The following is a 20,084-nucleotide window of genomic DNA, read 5'->3' as shown; positions in this document are numbered from 1 at the left end:
ACGGTGACCCGGGTTCGCCCGCGGCGCGGGTCGGCTTCAACCCGGACGGAGGGCGCGCCGGCGAGCCGCTACTGGCAACGGAACTGCTTGGTTTCGATGCCGTGCTTCTTGAGCAGCTTGCCCAACTGGCGGCGTTCGGTACCGGACAGACGCGCGGCGATGCTGACGTTGCCGCCGGCCCGGTGCATCAACTGCAACAGATAGCTGTGCTCGAAGACGCGAATGGCGTGGCTCTTCGCCACGCTGAAACCGGCCTCGTCGTGTCCCGGGCTGGGGGCCAGCGCACCATCGATGGCGGCAAAGGCCGACTCGGCCGCGGCGAGGTCAGCCAGGCCGATGACCATGTCGTCCGCGCGCATGTAGGCGCGCAGCACCACATGCTCGAGTTCACGCACGTTGCCCGGCCATGCGTGGGCGACCAGCGCTTGCAGCGCGACGCCGCTCCAGCGCTTGACCGGACCGTCCACGCGTTCGGCTGCGATGCCGAGGAAATGCTCAGCCAGCAACAGCACGTCGCCGGAACGTTCGCGCAACGGCGGCAGCCGCACCGCAAGCGCGTTGAGCCGGTAGTGCAGGTCGCGCCGGAAAAGCCCCGCTGTCACCTGCTGCTCCAGCGGACTGTTGGTGGCGGCGATGATGCGCACATCGGCAAGACGTGTCGCACCGCCTCCGACGGGGCGGTATTCGTTGTCCTCCAGGAAGCGAAGCAGGATCACCTGCGCCTTGCTGGACAGCGCGTCCACCTCATCCAGGAAAAGGGTGCCGCCGCGCGCGCGATCGACGAGGCCGATCTGTGCACACCTCGCGTCGGTATAGGCGCCACGCTCGTGGCCGAACAATTCGTTTTCGACCAGGCCATCGGGGATCGCACCGCAATTGACGGGCACGAACGGGCGGTCGCGCCGGCGGCTTGCATAGTGGATCTCGCGGGCAGCCAGCTCCTTGCCGGTGCCGGTCTCCCCTTCGATCAGCACTTGGACATCGCAGCCGGCATATCGCTGCAATTGCGCGCGCACCGCCATCAGCGCACTGGATTGACCGAGCATGACCGGCATCGTGCGTTCCCCGCGTTGCCCGTCGAATCGCGCACACTCTATTCCCGCGATGGGCCAAAAAAAAGCGATTGTGTTCATGATCGGCCGGCGGCGGAACCGGGAGGATTTGCGGGTGCGCACCGTGCCTCACGGGGCTTTCACGCCGTTCTCATGCGCCACGAAACGAAGCTCGCGCGCCGCAGATGAAAACCAGGCGGTAGAGGAGAACCCATGACTCCGCTGGACAAACCACTCAAGCGGGAAATCGAGGTCGACGCCGTCCCCTACACGCTGACCATCGATGCGGAGGGATTGAAGTTGACCCGGAAAGGCCGCCGTCGCGGCGTGGAGTTGCGTTGGCAGGATCTGGTCAGCGGTGATGCCGCACTGGCCACGGCCTTGCAAGCGTCGTTGAAGGCGGATTAGCCGCTGCCGGGCGCCGCTGGGTGGCGGCGCTGGAGATGCTCGTGGCCGAAAGTGTCTGGCGCAGGTGCAGCTTCTGCGGGCTGCGCCGTGATGGATCAGCGCGCATCCTTCGGGCGGGCGGTGACCGTGCGGATTGCCTCGGCCATCCGGCGGCTGTGCTCATCCTGCAGACTGTCCAGCCCGGCCAGTACGCCGTCGCGGTCGGCGTCGGTGCGGTTCTGGCTCAGTTTCCATTTGCCTTCGATGCGCCCGATCGGCAGGCGCAGGCCGGTGATGGCTTTGAGGTTGCGGTCGATGTATTCGGCCGGGGCGTCGTCCAGGCGCCAGGGCCTGGGCATGGGACGTTCGTGGCGATCGGTGAGTTTGCGCAGGAGTTCGCGCAAAGCGGCCGGGTCTTCGAATGTTTCCAGGGTGCCATGGGCGTGCACGGCGATGTAGTTCCAGGTGGGCACTTCCTTGCCGTGGCTCTGCTTGCCGGGGTACCAGCCCGCGGAGATGTAGGCGTGCGGTCCAAGGAAGATCGCCAGCGACGTCGTGCCGTTGCAAAGCGCGTGGGCGTTGGCGCGGGCGACGTGGCCGTAGAGGGTGCCGTACGTGCCCTCTTCCGGCGCCAGCAGCAGCGGGATGTGGCTGACCTGGAGGCCGCCGGCGGTGGTGCTGATCAGGCTGGCGAAGGCATGCGCATCGATCGCCGCGTGCAGTTCGGGCAGGCGCGTTTCGCGGAAGGCGGAGGGCGTGTACATGGCGCGCTGATCCGGGCGGATGGGCTGTAGGTGAGTACCTGTGCGCGACCGGACGCATGGCGGTCGCGCACGGCGCGCTCCTGCAAGGGTGTTTCCCGCGACCGTGGGCGGGCGTCAACGACCGAAGATGATTTCCTGGCCTTCGTGGTCGCGATCCCAGCCGCGCAGTTCGTCCCGGATGTGCGCGATGCGCTGGCGGCCCAGGGCGTTGCGTTCCTCGTCCAGGACCTGGCCGTCGAGCAGCTCGGCAAGACGCTGGGCCGTAGGCAGCATGGCATCCCAGGCGTCCAGCGCGGACAGCGGGCCCGGCAGGGTCATGAAGAAGCTCAGGCCGGGGGTGCGCAAGGCATCGAGCCGGGTCAGGTCGAAGTTGCCGGGCTTGAGCATGTTGGCGACGCTGAAGATCGGGCCTTGTTCGCGCTTGCCATCGACCAGCCGGTGGTAGATGCCCAGGTGGCCGTACTCGAGGCCGGCCTTTTCGGCCGCGACGATCAGGTCGGCACCGTTGAATACCCCGCCGTCGCGGGCCATGACGAACACCGTGACGATGCGCTCCATCGGCAACTGGGATGGGCGGCGGCCAAGGTCCGAGGGTGGCGGAGCCTTCGCGGCAGCCGCGGGTGCGGGAGCGGCTGCAGGCGTGACCACGGGAACAGGCGCCGGCTCAACCGCTTCGGGTGCGCCGGAAGGCGCGCGCAGCGCGTCGATGATCGAAGCCGCGCGACCGGAGGGCTTTGTCGGCGTGGTCCGTTCGCCGGCCAGGGTGGCGCCGAGCTTTTCCAGTTCCTGCCGCAGGCCGATTTCCAGCTCGCCCTGGTGCGGCATGGGCTCGTCGCGATGCATGTGGGGATCGGTATCGTCCAGCAGCATGTCGTCCGCGTCACCCTCGCCCAGCGTGGGCTCGCGGCGTTCGCCACTGCCCTGCCCGGTCGGCATGCGTCGCCTGCCCTGCTCTTTCCTGGGCTGGCCGAACAGCCAGAGCAACGCCAGCGCAATGGCGCCGACGATCGCCAGCGGTATGCCGACGGCAGGGTTCCAGGCAAAGGCAAGCACGGTCATCGATGGATCCTCACGCAGCTCCGGCAAGTTTAGCCGCTTCGGCCAGGTCCACCTGCACCAGGCGCGAAACGCCCGGCTCGCGCATGGTCACGCCGCAGAGTTGGCTGGCTGCTTCCATCGTGGCCTTGTTGTGGCTGACGAAGATGAACTGCACCTTCTCGCTCATCTCGCGGACCATGTTGGAGAAGCGGCCGACGTTGGCTTCGTCCAGCGGCGCGTCCACCTCGTCCAGCAGGCAGAACGGCGCGGGGTTGAGATTGAAGATGGCGAACACCAGCGAGACCGCGGTGAGCGCCTTCTCGCCGCCGGAGAGCAGCGAGATGTTGGACGGACGCTTGCCCGGCGGGCGCGCCATGATCGACACGCCGGTGTTGAGCAGGTCGTCGCCGGTCAGTTCCAGGTAGGCGTGGCCGCCGCCGAACAGACGCGGGAAGAGCTCCTGCACGCCGGCGTTGACCTTGTCGAAGGTTTCCTTGAAACGCTGGCGGGTCTCGCGGTCGATCTTCTTGATCGCGCCTTCCAGCGTTTCCATGGCGCTGGCCAGATCGGCGAGCTGGTTGTCGAGGTAGGTCTTGCGCTCGCTCTGCTCGGCGTGTTCCTGGATCGCGGCCAGGTTGACCGGTTCCAGTCGCACGATCTTCTGCGCCAGGTCGCCCAGCTGCGTGCGCCACTGGTTGGCGTCGGCGGCCTCGGGCAGCTCGGCCAGCAGCGGTTCGAGTTCCAGCCCCGAGGCGGTGATGGCCTCGGCGAGCTGGTCGGCGCGCATCTGCAGGGCCTGCGCGGCAAGGCGCTTTTCCGAGACGCTTTCGCGCAGCGTGGCCAGACCCTGCTCGGCCAGGTGGCGCTGCTGTTCCAGCTTGCGGAATTCGATGTCGCAGTCTTCCAGCGCGCGGCGCGCCTCGACCAGTTGTTTGTCGACCAGCAGGCGCTGGTCGAGGTAGGTCTGGCGCTCGGCCTCCAGTTCCGCGATGGGATCGGAACCGGCGGCCAGCTGTTCGGCGACCTCGTTGCGGCGCGCCTCGACCTGGCGCAGCTGCGTGTCGAGGCGTGCGAGCGCCTGTTCGAGCGAGGCCAGCGAGGAGCGCTTCGATTCCATCGACAGCGCCAGCGCGTGGGCCTGGTCGGCAGCCTCGCGGGCGTTCATGCGGGCTTCCTCTCGCGCTTCGAGCAGCGCGCGGCGTTCGTTCTCCAGCTCGCGGCGCTGGTCTTCCAGGTCGCCCATGTGGTTGACCGACTCGTCCAGGCGCGCGCGGGCCTCGCGGGTCTGCACCTGCAGATCGTCCAGCTGCTCGATCAGCGTGGACAGCTCGCCGGCCACCTTCTCGGCGCGGGCGCGGGCAGTCTCCACCTTGCCGCGGTGACTCTGCAGCTGGCCGGCCAGTTCGGACTGGCGACGGTGCGCGTTGTACAGCTCGCGCTGGGCGTCATCGCGGGCGCGCTCGGCTTCGAACTTGGCGGTGCGCAGTTCGTCCAGGCGGGCAGCCGATTCCTCCAGCTGCGCTTCGAGCGTTTCGATCTGTTCGGTCAGCAGGCGGATGTCGCGCTCGCGCGCCAGCACGCCGACCTGGTTGCCCTGGGCGCGACGGACGCGCGCCCACTGCGGGGCCAGCCATTCGCCACTGCGGGTGATGATGGACTGGCCTTCGGCCAGCGAGCCGACGCGGTTGCGTGCCTCGTCCAGCGTCTCGGCGGTACGTACCTGTGCGAGCAGTTGCATGGCCGCGGCCGGACCGCGCACCCTGGCGGCGAGCGTGCCTTCACCGCCTTGCGCGCCGTCGGCGGACGCCAACAAGGCCAGGTCGGCTTCGCCCAGCGTGCCGAAGTCACCCGCAAGGCCCAAGGGGTTGTCGACCAGCACGCCGTCGAGCAAGCCAGCCAGCACCGTTTCCACGGCCGATTCCCAGCCGCCATCGACCTGCAACGCTTCGCCGAGGCGACGCGCCTTGTCCAGTCCCAGGCTGGCCAGCCAACCACTGGCGGTGCTTTCCTCCTGGCCCAGCGCGGCGTGCTGCAGGGCTTCGAGCGATGACAGGCGTCCACGCGCGCTCTGCAGCTGCTGGCGTGCTTCGTTGAGCGCGGACTGCACCTGGCGCTCCTCGTCGAGCACCTTTTCGTGGGTGAGCTTGTGCTGGTCGAGCAGGCTGCCCAGCGACTCCACGCGCTCGCGCTGGGTGTCGTGCTCGACGTGCAGTTGTTCGGCCGCCGCGTCCAGCGCGGCCACATCGGTGGCCTTCTGTTCGGCTTCCAACGCTTCGCGGCGCTTGGAAAGATCGATTGCCTGGCGGTCGAGATAATTGAGCTTGGTGCGCTCGACTTCGGCGGCGCGGCTGGACTCGCCGGCGGTGCGCGTATAGACGTCCCAGCGCTGCTGCCAGTCGGCCAGTTTGGATTCGGTGCTGCGCGCGGCGTCAGCGGTGTCGTCCTGCATTTGCTGCAGGGCTTCGAGCCTGGGCTCGCCTTCGGCCAGCGCCATGCGCAGCGTTTCGATCTGCTCGCGGTCGTTGGCGATATGGGCGGACAGCTCCCCATGTTCGCGCTCGGCCTCGGCCTGGGTCCGCTGCAGGCGGTCGGCGGTCTCGCGGTTGAAGCGCACCTGCTGTTCGACGCGGGCTATCTCGGCGCCGACCTTGTAGACCTCCGCCTGCACTTCGTTGAGGTGTTCGGTGGCGCCGGTGTGGCGCTCGCGCACGGACTCGAGCTGCGCCTCGATCTGACGCTGCCCGGCAAGCTGCTTCTCGATCTCGATCTCGGCGGCGGACAGGCCCTGCCCCTCGCCTTCGTGCTGGCCCTTGAAAGCGCGGTATTCGAGGGCGCGCAGCTCGGCTTCCTTGCGGGTCTGTTCTTCCTTCAGCGCCTTCCAGCGCTCGGCGGCGCGGGCCTGGCGGTTGAGGTGTTCGAGCTGTTTGTCGACCTCGTCGCGCACGTCCTTGACGCGGTCTAGGTTCTCGCGCGTGGACTTGATGCGGCTCTCGGTTTCCTTGCGGCGCTCCTTGTACTTGGAAATGCCGGCGGCTTCCTCCAGATGTGTACGCAGTTCTTCCGGGTGCGCCTCGATGATCTGGCTGATCATGCCCTGCTCGATGATCGAGTAGCTGCGCGGCCCCAGGCCGGTTCCGAGGAACAGGTCGGTGATGTCACGGCGGCGGCATCGACCGCCATTGAGGAAGTACGACGACTGTCCGTCGCGGGTGACCTGGCGCTTGACCGAGATCTCCGCGTACTGCGCGTACTCGCCCTGGATGGTGCCGTCCGCATTGTCGAAGATCAGCTCGACGGTCGCCTGCCCCACCGGCTTGCGCGCGTTGGAGCCGGAGAAGATCACGTCGGTCAGCGAGTCGCCGCGCAGGCGGCTGGCCGCGCTCTCGCCCATCACCCAGCGGATCGCGTCGATGATGTTGGACTTGCCGCAACCGTTCGGTCCGACCACGCCGGTCATGTTGGTCGGCAGGTGCAGCGTGGTCGGGTCGACGAAGGACTTGAATCCGGCGAGTTTGATCGTGGTAAGGCGCATGCGGGCTCAACAGTAGGGACGGCCCGCGGTGGATCGGGCGACAGGTCACTGTGCCAAACGCCGGGCGTCGTCGCAATGCGAACCTGGCGTGACAAGTGACTGGAACGAAACAATACAACTAATTGAAATTGCTAATTATGAGTCCTTGGCATCTATCGAGAGTGCATGGATGCCCTGGTCCATCAGCCCTTCCAGCGCCGCGTACACCATGCGGTGGCGCTTGATCGGCAGCACGCCGGCAAAGGCCGGACTGACGATGCGTACGTGGAAATGGCCCTTGCCGGCGTTGGCGTGGCCGGCGTGCTTGTGGCCCTCGTCGAGCACTTCCAGCTCCACCGGCGCCAAGGCATCGGCAAGGCGCTGGCGGATCTGCTCGACCATCGCGCTCATGGCAGGGTCTTGCGGAACGGTTTGACCTCGACACTGGCGTAGACGCCCGCAGCGACATACGGGTCGGCATCCGCCCAGCGCTGGGCGTCGGCCTGCGAGGGGAATTCGGCAATGATCAGGCTGCCGGTGAAGCCGGCCGGGCCCGGGTCGTCGGAGGCGATGGCGGGGAACGGACCGGCCAGCAGCAAGCGGGCTTCGGCCTGAAGCTTCTCAAGCCGCGCCAGATGTTCCGGCCGGGCGCTCTTGCGCTTGTCCAGCGACTCGGGGACGTCGGTGCCGACGATGGCAAACCACATGGCGTGATGCTCCAACCGGGAAACCGCCAAGTTTAGCCGACCCGCACCGTTGTCCGTTGGCGTGACTGCCACCGGGATCGTCGCGGGGCTGGCGGTCCCCTGGCGCGCTGCCTTGCACGCGGGTGCTTGAAAACCGGGCACGCTGCGCCCACTTGCTGGTTCGCCATGAAGCAAGGAGCAAGGGGTATGTGGTCGATGTTCGTGGACGGACTTTCATCACTGCTGGCGCAGCTGGCCACGTGGCTTGACGGGAGCTATGGCCTGGCGGTGATCGTGCTGGCGCTGCTGGTGCGTCTGGCCCTGTTGCCAATGACGCTGAAGACCGCCGAGCAGGGCTGGTGGCGGCAGCAGCAGTTGCTTGCGCTCAAGCCGAAGCTGGCGCGGCTCAATGAGCGCCACGCCGGCGATCCGGCGGCAAAGGCAAAGGCCATGCAGGCGCTATATCGCGAGTATGGCGTCAGTGGCGGATTGGGCAGCAGCCTGCTGGTTGCGCTGGTGCAGGCGCCGCTTGGCGCTGGCATCTATGCGGCGATCCGCCAGGGTGTCGCGGGGGCCGGATCGTTCCTGTGGATACCGAAGCTGGCGCGGCCGGATGTGATGCTGGCGCTGGTGGTGGGCCTGTTGAGTTTCGCGGCGCTGTTGCTCAATCCGGCGATGTCCGAGCAGGCGCGCACGCTGCTGCACTGGTTGCCGGTGGTGGTGTCGTTCCTCGTGGTCTGGCACCTGGCCGCGGGACTGGGACTGTACTGGGCTGGATCGAGCGGCGTGAACCTGCTGCAGGTGGCGCTGCTGCGGCGGCGCGTACGCCACCGTGCGCGGCGATAACCGAGGTGGGCTTCAGCCCACCATGCCCGATCATCGAGGGAACTGTGGGTTGAAGCCGCCCTACTTTGCGTAGCGTTGCACCATCCGTCGGACACTTTACCCGCGTGACGGCGAAGGATCGGCGGTCAGGCTTCCGGACGCATGTATGGAAACAGCAGCACGTCGCGGATCGAGGCCGAGCCGGTCAGCAGCATCACCAGGCGATCGATGCCGATCCCCAGGCCACCGGTCGGCGGCAGGCCGACTTCCAGCGCGCGGATGTAGTCGGCGTCGAAGTGCATGGCCTCGTCGTCGCCCGATTCCTTGGCCTCGACCTGCGCCTTGAAGCGCGCGGCCTGGTCCTCGGGGTCGTTGAGCTCGGAGAACCCGTTGGCGATCTCCTTGCCGTTGATGAAGAGCTCGAAACGGTCGGTGATGCCCGGGTCCGTATCGCTCTCGCGCGCCAGCGGGGAAACCTCCACCGGATGGTCGGTGATGAAGGTCGGCTGGATCAGCGTGTGCTCGACGGTTTTCTCGAAGATTTCCAGCAGCAGCTTGCCCCAGCCGTAGCCCGGCTTGACGTGGACGCCCAGGCGCTTCGCATGCGCCACCATGGCCTCGCGATCGCGCAGTTCCTCGCGTTTGATCCCGGGGTTGTGCTCCAGCACGGCGTCTTCCATGCGCCAGCGGCGGAACGCCGGACCGACGTCGATCTGCGCGCCTTCCCAGGTCACCTCGGTGGAACCGAGCACGTTCTGCGCCGTCTCGCGGATCACCGCCTCGGTGAGGTCCATGATCTCGTGGTAGGTGGCGTAGGCCTGGTAGAGCTCAAGCATGGTGAACTCGGGGTTGTGCCGCGTCGACACGCCCTCGTTGCGGAAATTCCGGTTGATCTCGTAGACGCGGTCGAACCCGCCTACGACCAGGCGCTTGAGGTACAGCTCCGGCGCCACGCGCAGGTACAGGCTCATGTCGAGCGCGTTGTGGTGGGTGACGAAGGGGCGCGCCGTGGCGCCGCCGGGGATGACGTGCATCATCGGCGTTTCCACTTCCATGAAGCGGCGCGGTTCGGCTTCCAGCCACTTGCGCATGAAGCCGATGATCCTCGAGCGCAGCGCGAAAGTGCGGCGCGCCTCCTCGGTCACGATCAGGTCGACATAGCGTTGGCGGTAGCGCTGCTCGACGTCGGCCAGGCCGTGGAATTTGTCCGGCAGCGGGCGCAGGCTCTTGGTCAGCAGGCGCAGGCTTTCCACCTTGACCGACAACTCGCCGGTCTTGGTGCGCATTACTTGCCCTTCGGCGCCGACGATGTCGCCGACGTCCCAGCCCTTGAACGCCTCGTAGGTTTCCTCGCCCACCGTGCCCTGGTGGATGAACAGCTGGATGCGGCCGGTGAAGTCCTGCATCTGCACGAAGCTGACCTTGCCCTGCACGCGCTTTAGCACGATGCGACCGGCCATCTTCACGCGACGTGCGGCCGCTTCGACAGCCTCGGCGTCGTGGTCGACGAATTCGTTGCGCAGGTCGCCGGCGAAGGCGTCCACCTTGAAGTCGTTCGGAAAGGCCACGCCCTGCCCGCGCAGCGCCTTGAGTTTCTCGCGGCGCTCGGCGATCAGCTTGTTCTCGTCGACGGGCAGGTTTTCGGTGGCTTCGCTCATGGATGGTTCCGTGGCCGCGGGCCGGTGCCGGCAGCGGGTGTCTCGTGATGGGTGAGGTTCGATGAAACGTGTCGCGGGCGTCGGTTCTGCTAGTCGAACACCTGCTTGACCGCATGTTTGGTGGCGTTCCAGCCATCACGCGCGCCATGGCCGACGGCGATGCCGGCCTTCTTCGCGCCATGGCCGACGGCGATGCCGGCCTTCTTCGCGCCATGGCCGATGCCCAGGCCCGCCTCTTTCGCGCCGTGGCCCACCTTCCTGGCGACGTCGCGCGTGGCATGGCCGACGTCGCGTGCGCCATCAGCCACGCCATGGCCGACGGCCTTGGCATCCTGCTTGATCGACTGGCCGGCGCCGCTGTCCTGCGCGGCCGCGCCAAACGTGGCCAGCGCGGCGCAGGCAAACAGGAACACGCCGATGGTCTTGCCGTTCATTCGGTCACCTCCTCGGGGTCCGGATCAGGCGTCGATGCGCTTGGCGCCCGCATCCAGGCCGGACTTGAGGCTCGCCTCGATGAACTCGTCCAGGTCGCCGTCGAGGACCTTTTGCGTGTCGGAGCGTTCCACGCCGGTGCGCAGGTCCTTGATGCGGCTCTGGTCGAGCACGTAGTTGCGGATCTGGCTGCCCCAGCCGATGTCGGACTTGCTCGCTTCCAGCGCGTCCTTCTCGGCGTTGCGCTTCTGTACTTCCAGTTCGTACAGCTTGGCCGCCAGCATCTTCATGGCGCGGTCGCGGTTGGCGTGCTGGCTGCGCTCGGTCTGGCAGGCCACCACCACGCCTGAGGGCACGTGGGTAATGCGCACGGCCGACTCGGTCTTGTTGACGTGCTGGCCGCCAGCGCCGGAAGAGCGGTAGACGTCGGTCTTCAGGTCCGCCGGATTGATCTCGATGTCGATGTCGTCGTCGACTTCGGGTGAGACGAACACGGAGGTGAAGCTGGTATGGCGGCGGTTGTCCGAGTCGAACGGGCTTTTGCGCACGAGGCGGTGCACGCCGATTTCGGTCTTGAGCCAGCCATAGGCGTAGTCGCCCTCGACGCGGAAAGTCGCGGATTTGATGCCCGCCACTTCGCCGCCGGACACTTCCATCAGCTCGACCTTCCACCCGCGCGATTCGGCCCAGCGCAGGTACATGCGCAGCAGCATCTCGGCCCAGTCCTGCGCCTCGGTGCCGCCGGCGCCGGCCTGGATGTCGACGAAGGCGTTGTTCGAATCCATCTTGCCGGAGAACATGCGCTGGAACTCGAGCTTGCCCACCCGGGCCTCGAGTTTCTGCACGTCGTCAGCGACGGACTGGACAGTGTCCTCGTCGCCGTCGGAGGCAGCCATGTCGAGCAGTTCCTTCGCGTCGGACAGGCCGGCGGTGAGCTCGTCGATGCCGGTGACGACGGTATCCAGGCGGGCGCGTTCGCGGCCAAGCTCCTGCGCGCGTGGCGGATCGTCCCAGACGGTGGGACTTTCCAGCTCGCGGCTTACTTCTTCGAGGCGCTCGCGCTTGGTGGCGTAGTCAAAGATACCCCCTAAGCGACTCGACGCGGCCGGTGAGGTCCGCGATCTGCGCATGGATCGGATTGGTCTCGATCATGAAAACGTATGGCCGTGGTTGTGGCGCCCGGACGGGCGCTGGCGAGAACGGCGAAGGATAGCAAAGCGCCGCGGCGGTCGGATACGCGGCGGCTGCGTGATTCTTGCGAATCCACCCTTCAGTAGAACAGGCGTGCGCTCAGCTGCGTCTGGGTGCCGCGGATGCGGGGCTGCAACCCGTAATCGGCACGGGCGGTGCGCGTGCTGTCGATGTGCAGCACCTCGAACGTCAGGCGCAGCCAGTCGTGGGGACGCCAGTTGAGGGCGGCAGTGACCGCATTGCCGTGCTCCCCTTCGTGCAGCCCCGGGGTTTCGGGCAGTTCGCGCGTACTGAAGTGGTCCAGCCGTAGTGCGGGTCGCCACGCACCGCGATTCCAGCCGGCCAGCAGGTACGCGGCCCGATAGCGGGTAGTGAACACCAGGTTCGGCACCGGCTCGATCACGGTATCGCCGTCCATCGCCTGGGCCAGCCAGGTGATCGGCCCGGTGTCGGCGGTGGCGCCCAGGCTCCAGAAGCGGGTGCGCCAGGCGTACAGGCGCTCGCCGCCTTCGTAGGGTTGCCAGGCTTGGGGGTCGGCGTGGTTGTCGTAGTGCATCAGGCTGAGGCGGCCCCAGCCGCGCGCGCGCCACGTCAACTGGGCGTAGTTGCCCCATTGGTGGCCGATGCGGCGGAACGGGTCGTAGCGCATTGGCGGCTCCTCGCCGTCGTCGCGCACGTAGGCATCGGGTTCGCGCAGACGGCTGCCGATGCCATAGGTCAGGTCGCTGAGCGACCAGCCGCGGACCGCCAGCAGGTTGCCGGCCGGGTCGTTGCGCTGGAACAGCGCGCCGCGCAGTTCCCAGCTGGCGATCTCGCCGCGCCGCTCGATGCGGCCCTCGGCACCGACCGCGCGCAGCTCCTCGCCGACCCAGCTGTTGATCGCCGAAGGCGTGAGCGTCCACGGACTGGTCCAGCCGATCGCGTCGTTCTCCAGCGAGACCGGCGGAAAGAACGCGCCAGCCTGCACCGACCCGCGCCAGCGCGTGGTCGATACGGGTCGCCAACGCAGGTAGGCCTCCAGCATGTCGATGCCGGCGCGGTCGCCATCCTGCAGTTGTAGGCCGGCGAAGGCGAGCAGCGAGGGCGTGAGTTGCGCGGTGCCGGCCAGCGCGGCGCCGCCGAAGCGTGCCTCGACGCCACCGCCGCCGTAACGCGTCTTGCCGAGCCCGCCCTCGACCCAGCTGCGCTCGGATGGCGCGGCCACCAGGCGGCCATCGACGTAGCCGTGCAGGCTGAAATCTTGCGCGTAGCCCGCCAGCGGCAGCGCAGCCAGGCAGGCCAGGGCAAGCCGGCGAAGGCCGCGGCCGAGACTCATGCCACCCCGGCCCGCTCAAAGGCGAAGCCCGCCAGTTCCGTCGCCGGCAGCGGGCGCGCGATGAAGAAGCCCTGCGCATGGTCGCAGCCGATCGCCGCGAGTTGTTCCAGCGCCCCCTCGTCTTCCACTCCCTCGGCGGTGACCTGGAAGCCGAGGCGATGCCCGAGTTCGACGATCGAGCGCACGATGGTCTGGTCGCTGGCGTCGCGAGCCAGATGACGGACGAAGGTCTGGTCGATCTTCAGCTCGCTCACCGGCAAGTGGCGCAGATAGGCGAAGGCGGACTGGCCTACGCCGAAATCGTCCACCGCGATGCCGACACCGAGGTCGGCCAACCCCCGCAGCACGCGGATCGCCGTTTCCGGCTCGCCGATCACGGCGCGCTCGGTGATCTCGACAGTCAGCTTGCCGGGCGGAAGTCCGTGGATGGAGAGCAAACGCCCGATGCGCAGCGGCAGTTCCGGTTCCCCCAGGTCGCGTGCCGAGAGATTCACCGCCACATTCAGGTCGAGCCCGCGCGCGTGCCAGCGGCTCGCCTGGGCAATGCCGGAGGCCAGCGCCCAGCGGGTCAGCCGCTGGATGTTGCCCGTGTCTTCGGCCATGCCGATGAAGTCCTGCGGCGGCACGATCCCGCGGCGCGGATGGTGCCAGCGCACCAACGCCTCGACGCCGTCCACGCGACGCGTGTCCAGCGCGAGCTTGGGCTGGTAGTGCAGCAGCAGGTGATCGTGATCGAGCGCCTCGCGCAGCTCGCCCATCAGCGACAACCGTTCGGTGCGATGGGGGTCGGTTGCCGCGTCGTAGAAGGCCAGCGGACGGGTCGAGCCGGTGGCCGCGAACTGGGCCACTTCGCCGTGGCGCAGCAGCACCGACGCCAGCGCTCCGTCCTCCGGGTACATGGCGATGCCGATCGCCGGCAGGGTGTCGACGCTCACGTCCGCCTCGACGTAGGAGGCGTTCAACGCATCGAGGATGCGCAGCGCCGCGGCGACCGCCTCGGTGCGGTCCGCGTCAGGCAGCCAGGCGACGAACTGGGTATCGGTGGCGCGCGCCAGGTAGGCCCTGGCGGCCACGCGCCCCAGGCGTATGCCGACTTCGCGCATCAGGCGGTCGTAAAGGCCATGGCCCATGGTCTTGATGATGTCGGGCACACGCGTGAGACCGACCATCAGCAGCGCGCCGTGGGTCGTGCCGGCGTCCCGCGCACGATCGATCGCGGCCTCGGCGGCCACGCGGTTGGGCAGGTCGGTGACCTGGTCGTGCAATGCCTGCTGGCGGATGCGCTCCTCGCGCTGGCGGACCGCTTCGGCCATGGTGCCGAAGGCCGCGGCGAGTTCGCCCAGTTCGTCGCGACGGCCGAGGCTGGGCAGCGCACGGTAGTCGCCCGCCTCGATGCGCCGCGCCGCGCCGGCGAGGGATTCCACCGGGCGCGACACGCTGCGCGCGGTCAGCCACGCGCCGATCAGGCCGACCACCAGTCCCAGGCCAAGCAGGAAGCCCCAGGCGATCACCACTGCGCGGAATGGCCGCAAGGCGTCGCCCAACGAGTAACCGAGCACCGCCACCACCGGGGCGCTGCTGCGCGCCTGGCTCAGCGGCTGCGCCAACACGAGGTATTCGTGTCCCTGGATGCGGCGCACCGCCGGGCTCGTCGGCAGATCCTGGCCGGCCAGGCTGGCGACCAGTCCGGTATGCCTGAGCCCCTGCGCGGCAGCGATCCAGCCCGAAGTGTCCGGCCGCACCGCGAGCTCGATATCGCCAGGCAGCGCGGACAGTTCACGCAGGTGCGCCAGCAGCGCGTCGTCCAGCGGTACGTAAACCACCACCAGCCCGACCGGCTGGGGCGCGTAGATGGGCACCACCACCACCCAGTACGCCTTGGACTGCAGCGCCACCACGGCCGCGACGCGCCGGTCGAAGGCATGCTCGACAAGATCAGGAAAGGCGAAGCGCTTGCCGTTCGCATGCGCGTCGGCCGTATCCACCTCGACCACCCCGTCCAGGCCGACCAGTTGCATGCGCGAGGCGCCTACCCGGCGGCCGTGGTTGCGCAGCACGGAAAACACCGTGCCGTGGTCACGTTCGGCGATCGCCGAGCGCAAGGCGTAGTCCAGCGTCATCACTTCGACGTTGCCGGCCACGCGTGCGGAAAGATCGTCCATCTGCGCCACGAAAGCCTGCGCGTTGACCGCGAGCTGGCGTTCGCCCTCGCTGACCATCGCACGCCGGGTCACGCCGTAGACCAGCGCGGCCGTCAGCAGCTGCACGGTCACCAGGGTGGCGACGAAGAACAGTGCCAAGCGGAGGCGGAAGCCGACGACGGCGCGCATGGGGTCAGTAGTCCAGGTGCTCGCGATCGGTGAACCCGCGCGGGTCGGGAATAAGCGAGAGGGTGAAGTCGGCGTGCTGCGCCTCCGTCCCCTCGCCTACCACGGTCATTTCGCTCGGCTGCATCTGGCCTGGCCGCAGCTGCGGGTGCCATACCGTCACGGTGTAACTCCCCGGCGGCAGTTGTTCGAACACTGCCTGGCCCTGCGAGGGCGTCACCTTGGCCTGTCCGGAGGTAATCAGCAGGTAGGCGATCATGTGGTCGTGGATGTTGCAGCCGACCGCGACCAGGCCGGGCTGGTCCAGCGTCACCGGCGGCGAACTCTCGCCCGGACGCAGCAGGAACTCGAACGCCTTGGCTTCGGAAAAGGAATAGACGTGGTGGCGGGTGCCGTCGCTGTTGCGGAACACCACGCGGTCGCCGGGGTGGACCACCTGCACGTAAGGAATGAAGGTCTCGTCCCGCTGGTCGACGTAGCGGGTGACCGGCGAGGGCGGCGGTTCGGTCGAAGGGTTGGCCGGGGTCACGGTTACCACCGCGTCGCCCACGGCATGTCCGCCACTATCGCTGACCCGCACCACCAGTTGGCCGGCCCACGACGTACCCGCGCAGCCGGCCAGCAGCCAAGCCAACAAAAGTCGCCCGCGCATGACGCGCACTCCTGGATGTCCCCGGCGCTAGCCTAACCCATGCATCCGCGCCCCGGTCAATGGGTGTCGGTCCGCGAACGATCCGTTCAATCCACGCCCATTTGGCAGCCGGAAGCGCACCCTTACCTTGCATGCCTGGCCGGCATCACGCGCGGCAGGAGGTCGACATGATCGAACGCAGGGCTTTTGACACCTTGGGTGGCGCCAACCATGGCTGGCTCGACGCCAAGCACCACTTTTCCTTCGCCGGCTACCACGATCCCGCCCGCATGGGCTGGGGCGCGCTGCGTGTGTGGAACGACGACACCATCGCCCCGCGCAGCGGCTTTCCGCCGCACCCGCACGCGGACATGGAAATCATCACCTACGTGCGCGAGGGTGCGATCAGCCATCGCGACAACCTCGGCAACGAGGGCCGCACCGTTGCCGGCGACGTGCAGGTGATGAGCGCGGGCACCGGCATCACGCATGCCGAGTACAACCTGGAGGCCGAAACCACCCGCATTTTCCAGATCTGGATCATCCCCGACCGACCGGGCGGCGCGCCGGCATGGGGCGCGCGGCCCTTCCCCACCGGGGAGCGGGCCGGCCGCTTCGTGGCGCTGGCCAGCGGCTTCCCCGGGGACGCCGACGCGCTGCCGCTGCGTGCGCAGGCCCGCGTGCTCGGCGCGACGCTCCGCGCGGGCGAACAAGCGGACTATCCGCTGGGCGGCAGCCGGCATGCCTATCTGGTGCCGGCGAAGGGTGCCGTGGAGGTCAACGGCGTGCGGCTCGATGCGCGGGACGGCGCAGCGATCAAAAGCGAACCGTCGTTGCGCGTGACCGCACTCGAGGATGCCGAACTGGTGCTGGTCGACGTGCCCGCCTGAAGCGACGCTTCGCATACGGAAGCCGTCGTAGCGTGCCGTGGCCGTCGGAGGACCACTGCATGCCCCAACCAACCGGACGCCAGCGCGCCAGCGCCGCGGAAGATCCGAACGAAGTCGACGCCCGCGACGGTTTCTCGCTCTCGCGCGAAGAGAGGGGCGAAGTCGAGCAGAAACGCCCTCCACGCGTGGCCGTGCTGCACGAAACGATCCGCCTGGAAGGCGAGGAGGAACTCAGCCGGGGCCTCCTCGCCCTGAGCCTCTCCGCGCTTGCGGCCGGGCTGTCGATGGGCTTCTCGATGCTGGCCCGCGGCCTGTTGCACCGGCACCTGGAAGGTGTGCCGGGCGCCTTTCTCGTCGAGAGCCTGGGTTACCCGTTCGGCTTCCTGGTGGTGATCCTGGCGCGGCAGCAATTGTTCACCGAGAACACGATGACCGCGGTACTGCCGCTGATGACGCATCCGAACCTGCGCAAGCTCGGGTCGCTGCTGCGGCTGTGGTCGGTGGTGTTCGCGGGCAACCTGATCGGCACCGCGCTGTTCGCTTACGGCATCGTGCACATGCAGTTGTTCGACGAGGGTACCCGGACGGCCCTGTCGGGCATCGGTGCCGAGGTCATGGGCAACACGCCATGGCAGATGTTCACCAAGGGCATCGTTGCCGGCTGGCTGATCGCCACGATGGTATGGCTGTTGCCGGCGGCGGAGCATGCGAAGATCACCGTGATCGTGCTCACCACCTACCTGATCGCGCTGGGCGGCTTCACTCACATCATCGTGGGATCGGTGGAGACGTTCTACCTGGTGTTCACCGGTGGACTGTCCATCGAGGAGTTCGTCACGCAGTTCGCGCTGCCGACGCTGGCCGGCAACATCGTCGGCGGAAGCTGCATCTTCGCGCTCATCAGCCACGCCCAGGTGCGCGGCGACGAGGCCGAGGAGGAAGCGCAAGATGCGGAGGGCGCCGGAACACGCAACGGGCAATCCTGAGGGCATGACCGACGACCTGCCCGCCAACGACCCTCACGCCGACACGTTTCACGCCATCGACTGGCCGGCCGTCCACGCCGCGCTCGACGCGCATGGCCACGCCGAGTTGCCTGGCCTGCTGGCACCGCAAATCTGCCGCGAACTGACTGAGCTTTATTGCCATCGCGAACACTTCCGCAGCCGGGTCGTGATGGCGCGGCACGGCTTCGGCCAGGGCGAATACCAGTACTTTGCCTATCCCCTGCCCGCGCAGGTCGAGGCGCTGCGCATGGGCATCTATCCCCGGCTGGTGCCGCTGGCCAACCGGTGGAACGAAGCGATGGGGATTGATGTGCGCTATCCGCCGGCTCATGCCGACTATCTGGCGCGCTGCCACGCGGCCGGTCAGGTGCGGCCCACGCCGTTGCTGCTGCGCTACCGGTCAGGCGACTACAACTGCCTGCACCAGGACCTGTATGGCGAACACGTCTTCCCGCTGCAGGTCGCCGTGCTCCTGTCTGCGCCCGGCATCGATTTCAGCGGAGGCGAGTTCGTACTGACCGAGCAGCGCCCGCGCATGCAGTCGCGTGCCGAAGTGGTACCGCTCGCACAGGGCGATGCCGTGATATTCGCGGTCCACCATCGTCCCATGCAGGGCGCCCGCGGCTCATATCGGGTGAACCTGCGGCACGGCGTGAGCAAACTGCGCGGCGGTGCGCGCCACACGCTCGGCGTCATCTTTCATGATGCAGCCGAGTAGCGTGCACTCGCGCAACCGGCAAGTCCGCGGTGTCGCGTCCGCCTTCCGAGTTACGCCGTGAACTTCCATGCATGAGCGATAGCTTCGACCAATCCGCATCAATGCATCGATCGGGTGCAACGCAATGCACACCTCGTTCACGCGATGCACCCTCACAATGATTTTCGTTCTTCACCCGCTCGCGATGCTTACTGGATGAACGTGAGCCAACTTTAAATTGCTCCGATCCGGCACTTGCCAGCAGGCATCACCGCCACTACGCTCCCGCCGAATCAAGAATGATGCCCATCGCTCACGGGCATCTGCACGCGACGAACCGGAGGGGTCCGGATCGGCGCGACCCGGCAGAAAGATTGCCGGATGGAACCACCGCTGTAGGCGGAAACAATCCAAGCAGCAGCCGCAATCGCGCAGACCGCAGACGGTCGCGATTGACAGTGCGCGCGCAAACGATCACGCCGGCTCCGGACCAGCCGGCTCCAACGCCACACTCCCGTGGCAAAGCGTCGCGACTCCTGTTTCGGTCGCGGCGATCAATCCAGGTGGTAACGGCCTGCCCGCCCGTCCACCGCAACGGCGCTCGAGATGGAAGTTTCATCCCGCGCGTACAGCACGCTGGAGGCAGACAATGAAACTTTCCATGCTGTTGTGGCTGACGTCCGTACTGCCCCAGCCGATCGCCGACCAGGCTTGCCTGGCGACGACCGTGTATCTGGAGGCACGCAGCGAGTCGACCATCGGTCAGCTCGCTGTCGCGGAAGTCGCTCTGCGCCGCCGCGAACGCGGCCGCTGGGGCGACACCGTCTGCAAGGTGGTAGCCGCGCCCCACCAGTTCGCCATCACCGCCACGCCCGGCTCCTACGACATCACGAACTTCAAAGCCTTCACCAAGGCCTGGAAGGTTGCCGGCTATTCGATGGACAACTGGGCCCTGCCGCTGGCCCAGCGCCAGCTGCTCGTACCACATGCGGATCACTTCGCCACTGTGGCTATCGCGCCGGCCTGGTCGCTCAACCACACCAGCACCACGATCGGCGAGCACCGCTTCTACGCGGTCAACTGAAAGGTTTCCGGCAGCAAAAAGGCCCTCGCGAGAGGGCCTTTCTTTTTGGACGCTTATACGTCCGCAGGCTACATGGCGTAAACGTGGTCACCCCGAACCTGTGCGTAGTCGCCCACGCGAAGGCCAGGATCTTCCTTCTGTGTCACCGTGGCGTACTGCCCGTTATCCAGGCGCACCGTGACCCGCCAAGCCGGAACCTCGCCGTTACCACTGCGCTTGCCGACCTGGTTGCCTACCACGCCGCCGGCCACTGCACCGGCAACAGTGGCGGCCTTGCGGCCGTTGCCCTTGCCCACCTGGTTGCCCAGCACGCCGCCGGCCACCGCGCCGATGACCGCGCCCAGGGTGCCATGGCCGCCATCCTCCACGTAGACCTGCTGGATATCCTGCACCACTCCGCAGCTCTGGCAGCGCGTGCTGCCGTAGCCGGAACTCTGGTAGCCACCGTTGTTGTAACCGCCATTGTTGCCTGGCCCGGTGGCGCAGCCACCGAGGGCGAGGCTACCCGCCAGAGCGGTGGCGAGAGCGAGATTGCGGGATCGGTTGAACGTCATGGCGCGACTCCTCGATGTGGGGTTGAGTCGATGAT

Annotated in this window: 19 protein-coding genes; 6 read left to right on the top strand and 13 right to left on the bottom strand. The window is 67.5% G+C overall.

What is annotated here, in order from left to right:
• Positions 1-68 precede the first annotated feature (68 nt).
• Entirely contained in the window at positions 69-1,175 is a 1,107-nt protein-coding gene (locus LQ772_RS07955; protein ID WP_231325567.1) for a sigma 54-interacting transcriptional regulator, read from the bottom strand.
• Positions 1,176-1,265: 90 nt separating this feature from the next.
• On the opposite strand from LQ772_RS07955, the gene LQ772_RS07950 reads away from it, so the two are divergent.
• Positions 1,266-1,460 carry a hypothetical protein gene (locus LQ772_RS07950; RefSeq protein ID WP_231325565.1) on the top strand — a complete coding sequence of 65 codons (195 nt, stop codon included), beginning with the start codon at positions 1,266-1,268 and terminating at the stop codon, positions 1,458-1,460.
• 95 nt (positions 1,461-1,555) lie between these two features.
• Here LQ772_RS07950 and LQ772_RS07945 read toward each other — a convergent pair whose 3' ends face one another.
• From LQ772_RS07945 to LQ772_RS07925, 5 genes are all read right to left on the bottom strand, one after another.
• Positions 1,556-2,203: an FMN-binding negative transcriptional regulator gene (locus LQ772_RS07945; RefSeq protein WP_231325563.1), complete on the bottom strand. Its 648-nt coding sequence runs from the start codon at positions 2,201-2,203 to the stop codon at positions 1,556-1,558.
• A 114-nt stretch (positions 2,204-2,317) separates the two neighbouring features.
• A complete protein-coding gene (zipA, locus tag LQ772_RS07940; RefSeq protein WP_231325561.1) occupies positions 2,318-3,262 on the bottom strand; it encodes a cell division protein ZipA in 945 nt (314 codons plus the stop codon).
• A 10-nt stretch (positions 3,263-3,272) separates the two neighbouring features.
• Positions 3,273-6,773, bottom strand: a complete 3,501-nt coding sequence (gene smc, locus LQ772_RS07935) for a chromosome segregation protein SMC (protein ID WP_231325559.1) — start codon at positions 6,771-6,773, stop codon at positions 3,273-3,275.
• 135 nt (positions 6,774-6,908) lie between these two features.
• Positions 6,909-7,154, bottom strand: a complete 246-nt coding sequence (locus LQ772_RS07930; RefSeq protein WP_231325968.1) for a BolA family protein — start codon at positions 7,152-7,154, stop codon at positions 6,909-6,911.
• Positions 7,155-7,159: 5 nt separating this feature from the next.
• A complete protein-coding gene (locus LQ772_RS07925) occupies positions 7,160-7,459 on the bottom strand; it encodes a YciI family protein (protein ID WP_231325557.1) in 300 nt (99 codons plus the stop codon).
• A gap of 186 nt (positions 7,460-7,645) precedes the next feature.
• Between LQ772_RS07925 and LQ772_RS07920 the strand changes: the two genes are divergently transcribed.
• On the top strand, positions 7,646-8,284 hold the full coding sequence (locus LQ772_RS07920) for a YidC/Oxa1 family membrane protein insertase (protein ID WP_231325555.1): 639 nt from the start codon (positions 7,646-7,648) through the stop codon (positions 8,282-8,284).
• A 125-nt stretch (positions 8,285-8,409) separates the two neighbouring features.
• Here the strand turns inward: LQ772_RS07920 and lysS are convergent, their stop codons facing one another.
• From lysS to LQ772_RS07890, 6 genes are all read right to left on the bottom strand, one after another.
• On the bottom strand, positions 8,410-9,921 hold the full coding sequence (gene lysS / locus LQ772_RS07915) for a lysine--tRNA ligase (RefSeq protein WP_231325554.1): 1,512 nt from the start codon (positions 9,919-9,921) through the stop codon (positions 8,410-8,412).
• A gap of 89 nt (positions 9,922-10,010) precedes the next feature.
• A complete protein-coding gene (locus tag LQ772_RS07910) occupies positions 10,011-10,355 on the bottom strand; it encodes a hypothetical protein (RefSeq protein ID WP_231325552.1) in 345 nt (114 codons plus the stop codon).
• A gap of 24 nt (positions 10,356-10,379) precedes the next feature.
• A protein-coding gene (gene prfB / locus LQ772_RS07905) for a peptide chain release factor 2 (RefSeq protein WP_231325550.1) occupies positions 10,380-11,505 on the bottom strand; the annotation gives its coding sequence in 2 pieces (ribosomal slippage) (positions 10,380-11,429 and positions 11,431-11,505; 1,125 coding nt in all).
• 118 nt (positions 11,506-11,623) lie between these two features.
• Positions 11,624-12,859, bottom strand: a complete 1,236-nt coding sequence (locus LQ772_RS07900) for an OprO/OprP family phosphate-selective porin (protein ID WP_231325548.1) — start codon at positions 12,857-12,859, stop codon at positions 11,624-11,626.
• On the bottom strand, positions 12,856-15,189 hold the full coding sequence (locus LQ772_RS07895; protein WP_231325546.1) for a putative bifunctional diguanylate cyclase/phosphodiesterase: 2,334 nt from the start codon (positions 15,187-15,189) through the stop codon (positions 12,856-12,858). The genes LQ772_RS07900 and LQ772_RS07895 overlap by 4 nt, the downstream gene beginning before the upstream one ends.
• A gap of 4 nt (positions 15,190-15,193) precedes the next feature.
• Positions 15,194-15,838 carry a cupredoxin domain-containing protein gene (locus tag LQ772_RS07890; RefSeq protein ID WP_231325545.1) on the bottom strand — a complete coding sequence of 215 codons (645 nt, stop codon included), beginning with the start codon at positions 15,836-15,838 and terminating at the stop codon, positions 15,194-15,196.
• Positions 15,839-16,005: 167 nt separating this feature from the next.
• Between LQ772_RS07890 and LQ772_RS07885 the strand changes: the two genes are divergently transcribed.
• The 4 genes from LQ772_RS07885 to LQ772_RS07870 all read left to right on the top strand — a co-directional run bounded on the left by LQ772_RS07885 (position 16,006) and on the right by LQ772_RS07870 (position 19,495).
• Positions 16,006-16,707 (top strand): pirin family protein, encoded by a 702-nt coding sequence (locus LQ772_RS07885; RefSeq protein WP_231325543.1) that lies wholly within the window; start codon positions 16,006-16,008, stop codon positions 16,705-16,707.
• A 59-nt stretch (positions 16,708-16,766) separates the two neighbouring features.
• Entirely contained in the window at positions 16,767-17,693 is a 927-nt protein-coding gene (locus LQ772_RS07880; protein ID WP_231325541.1) for a formate/nitrite transporter family protein, read from the top strand.
• Between the two features lie 4 nt (positions 17,694-17,697).
• Positions 17,698-18,432, top strand: coding sequence for a 2OG-Fe(II) oxygenase (locus LQ772_RS07875; RefSeq protein WP_231325539.1), 735 nt, complete (start codon positions 17,698-17,700; stop codon positions 18,430-18,432).
• A 628-nt stretch (positions 18,433-19,060) separates the two neighbouring features.
• Positions 19,061-19,495 carry a cell wall hydrolase gene (locus LQ772_RS07870; protein WP_231325538.1) on the top strand — a complete coding sequence of 145 codons (435 nt, stop codon included), beginning with the start codon at positions 19,061-19,063 and terminating at the stop codon, positions 19,493-19,495.
• A 68-nt stretch (positions 19,496-19,563) separates the two neighbouring features.
• Here LQ772_RS07870 and LQ772_RS07865 read toward each other — a convergent pair whose 3' ends face one another.
• On the bottom strand, positions 19,564-20,049 hold the full coding sequence (locus LQ772_RS07865; protein WP_231325536.1) for an outer membrane lipoprotein: 486 nt from the start codon (positions 20,047-20,049) through the stop codon (positions 19,564-19,566).
• Positions 20,050-20,084 lie beyond the last annotated feature (35 nt).

This window comes from Frateuria edaphi (assembly GCF_021117405.1).
In the GTDB taxonomy this organism is placed as follows: Bacteria; Pseudomonadota; Gammaproteobacteria; order Xanthomonadales; family Rhodanobacteraceae; genus Frateuria_A; species Frateuria_A edaphi.
The sequence above is the reverse complement of the archived record's forward strand: the minus strand, read 5'-3'. Positions and strand labels throughout refer to the sequence as shown.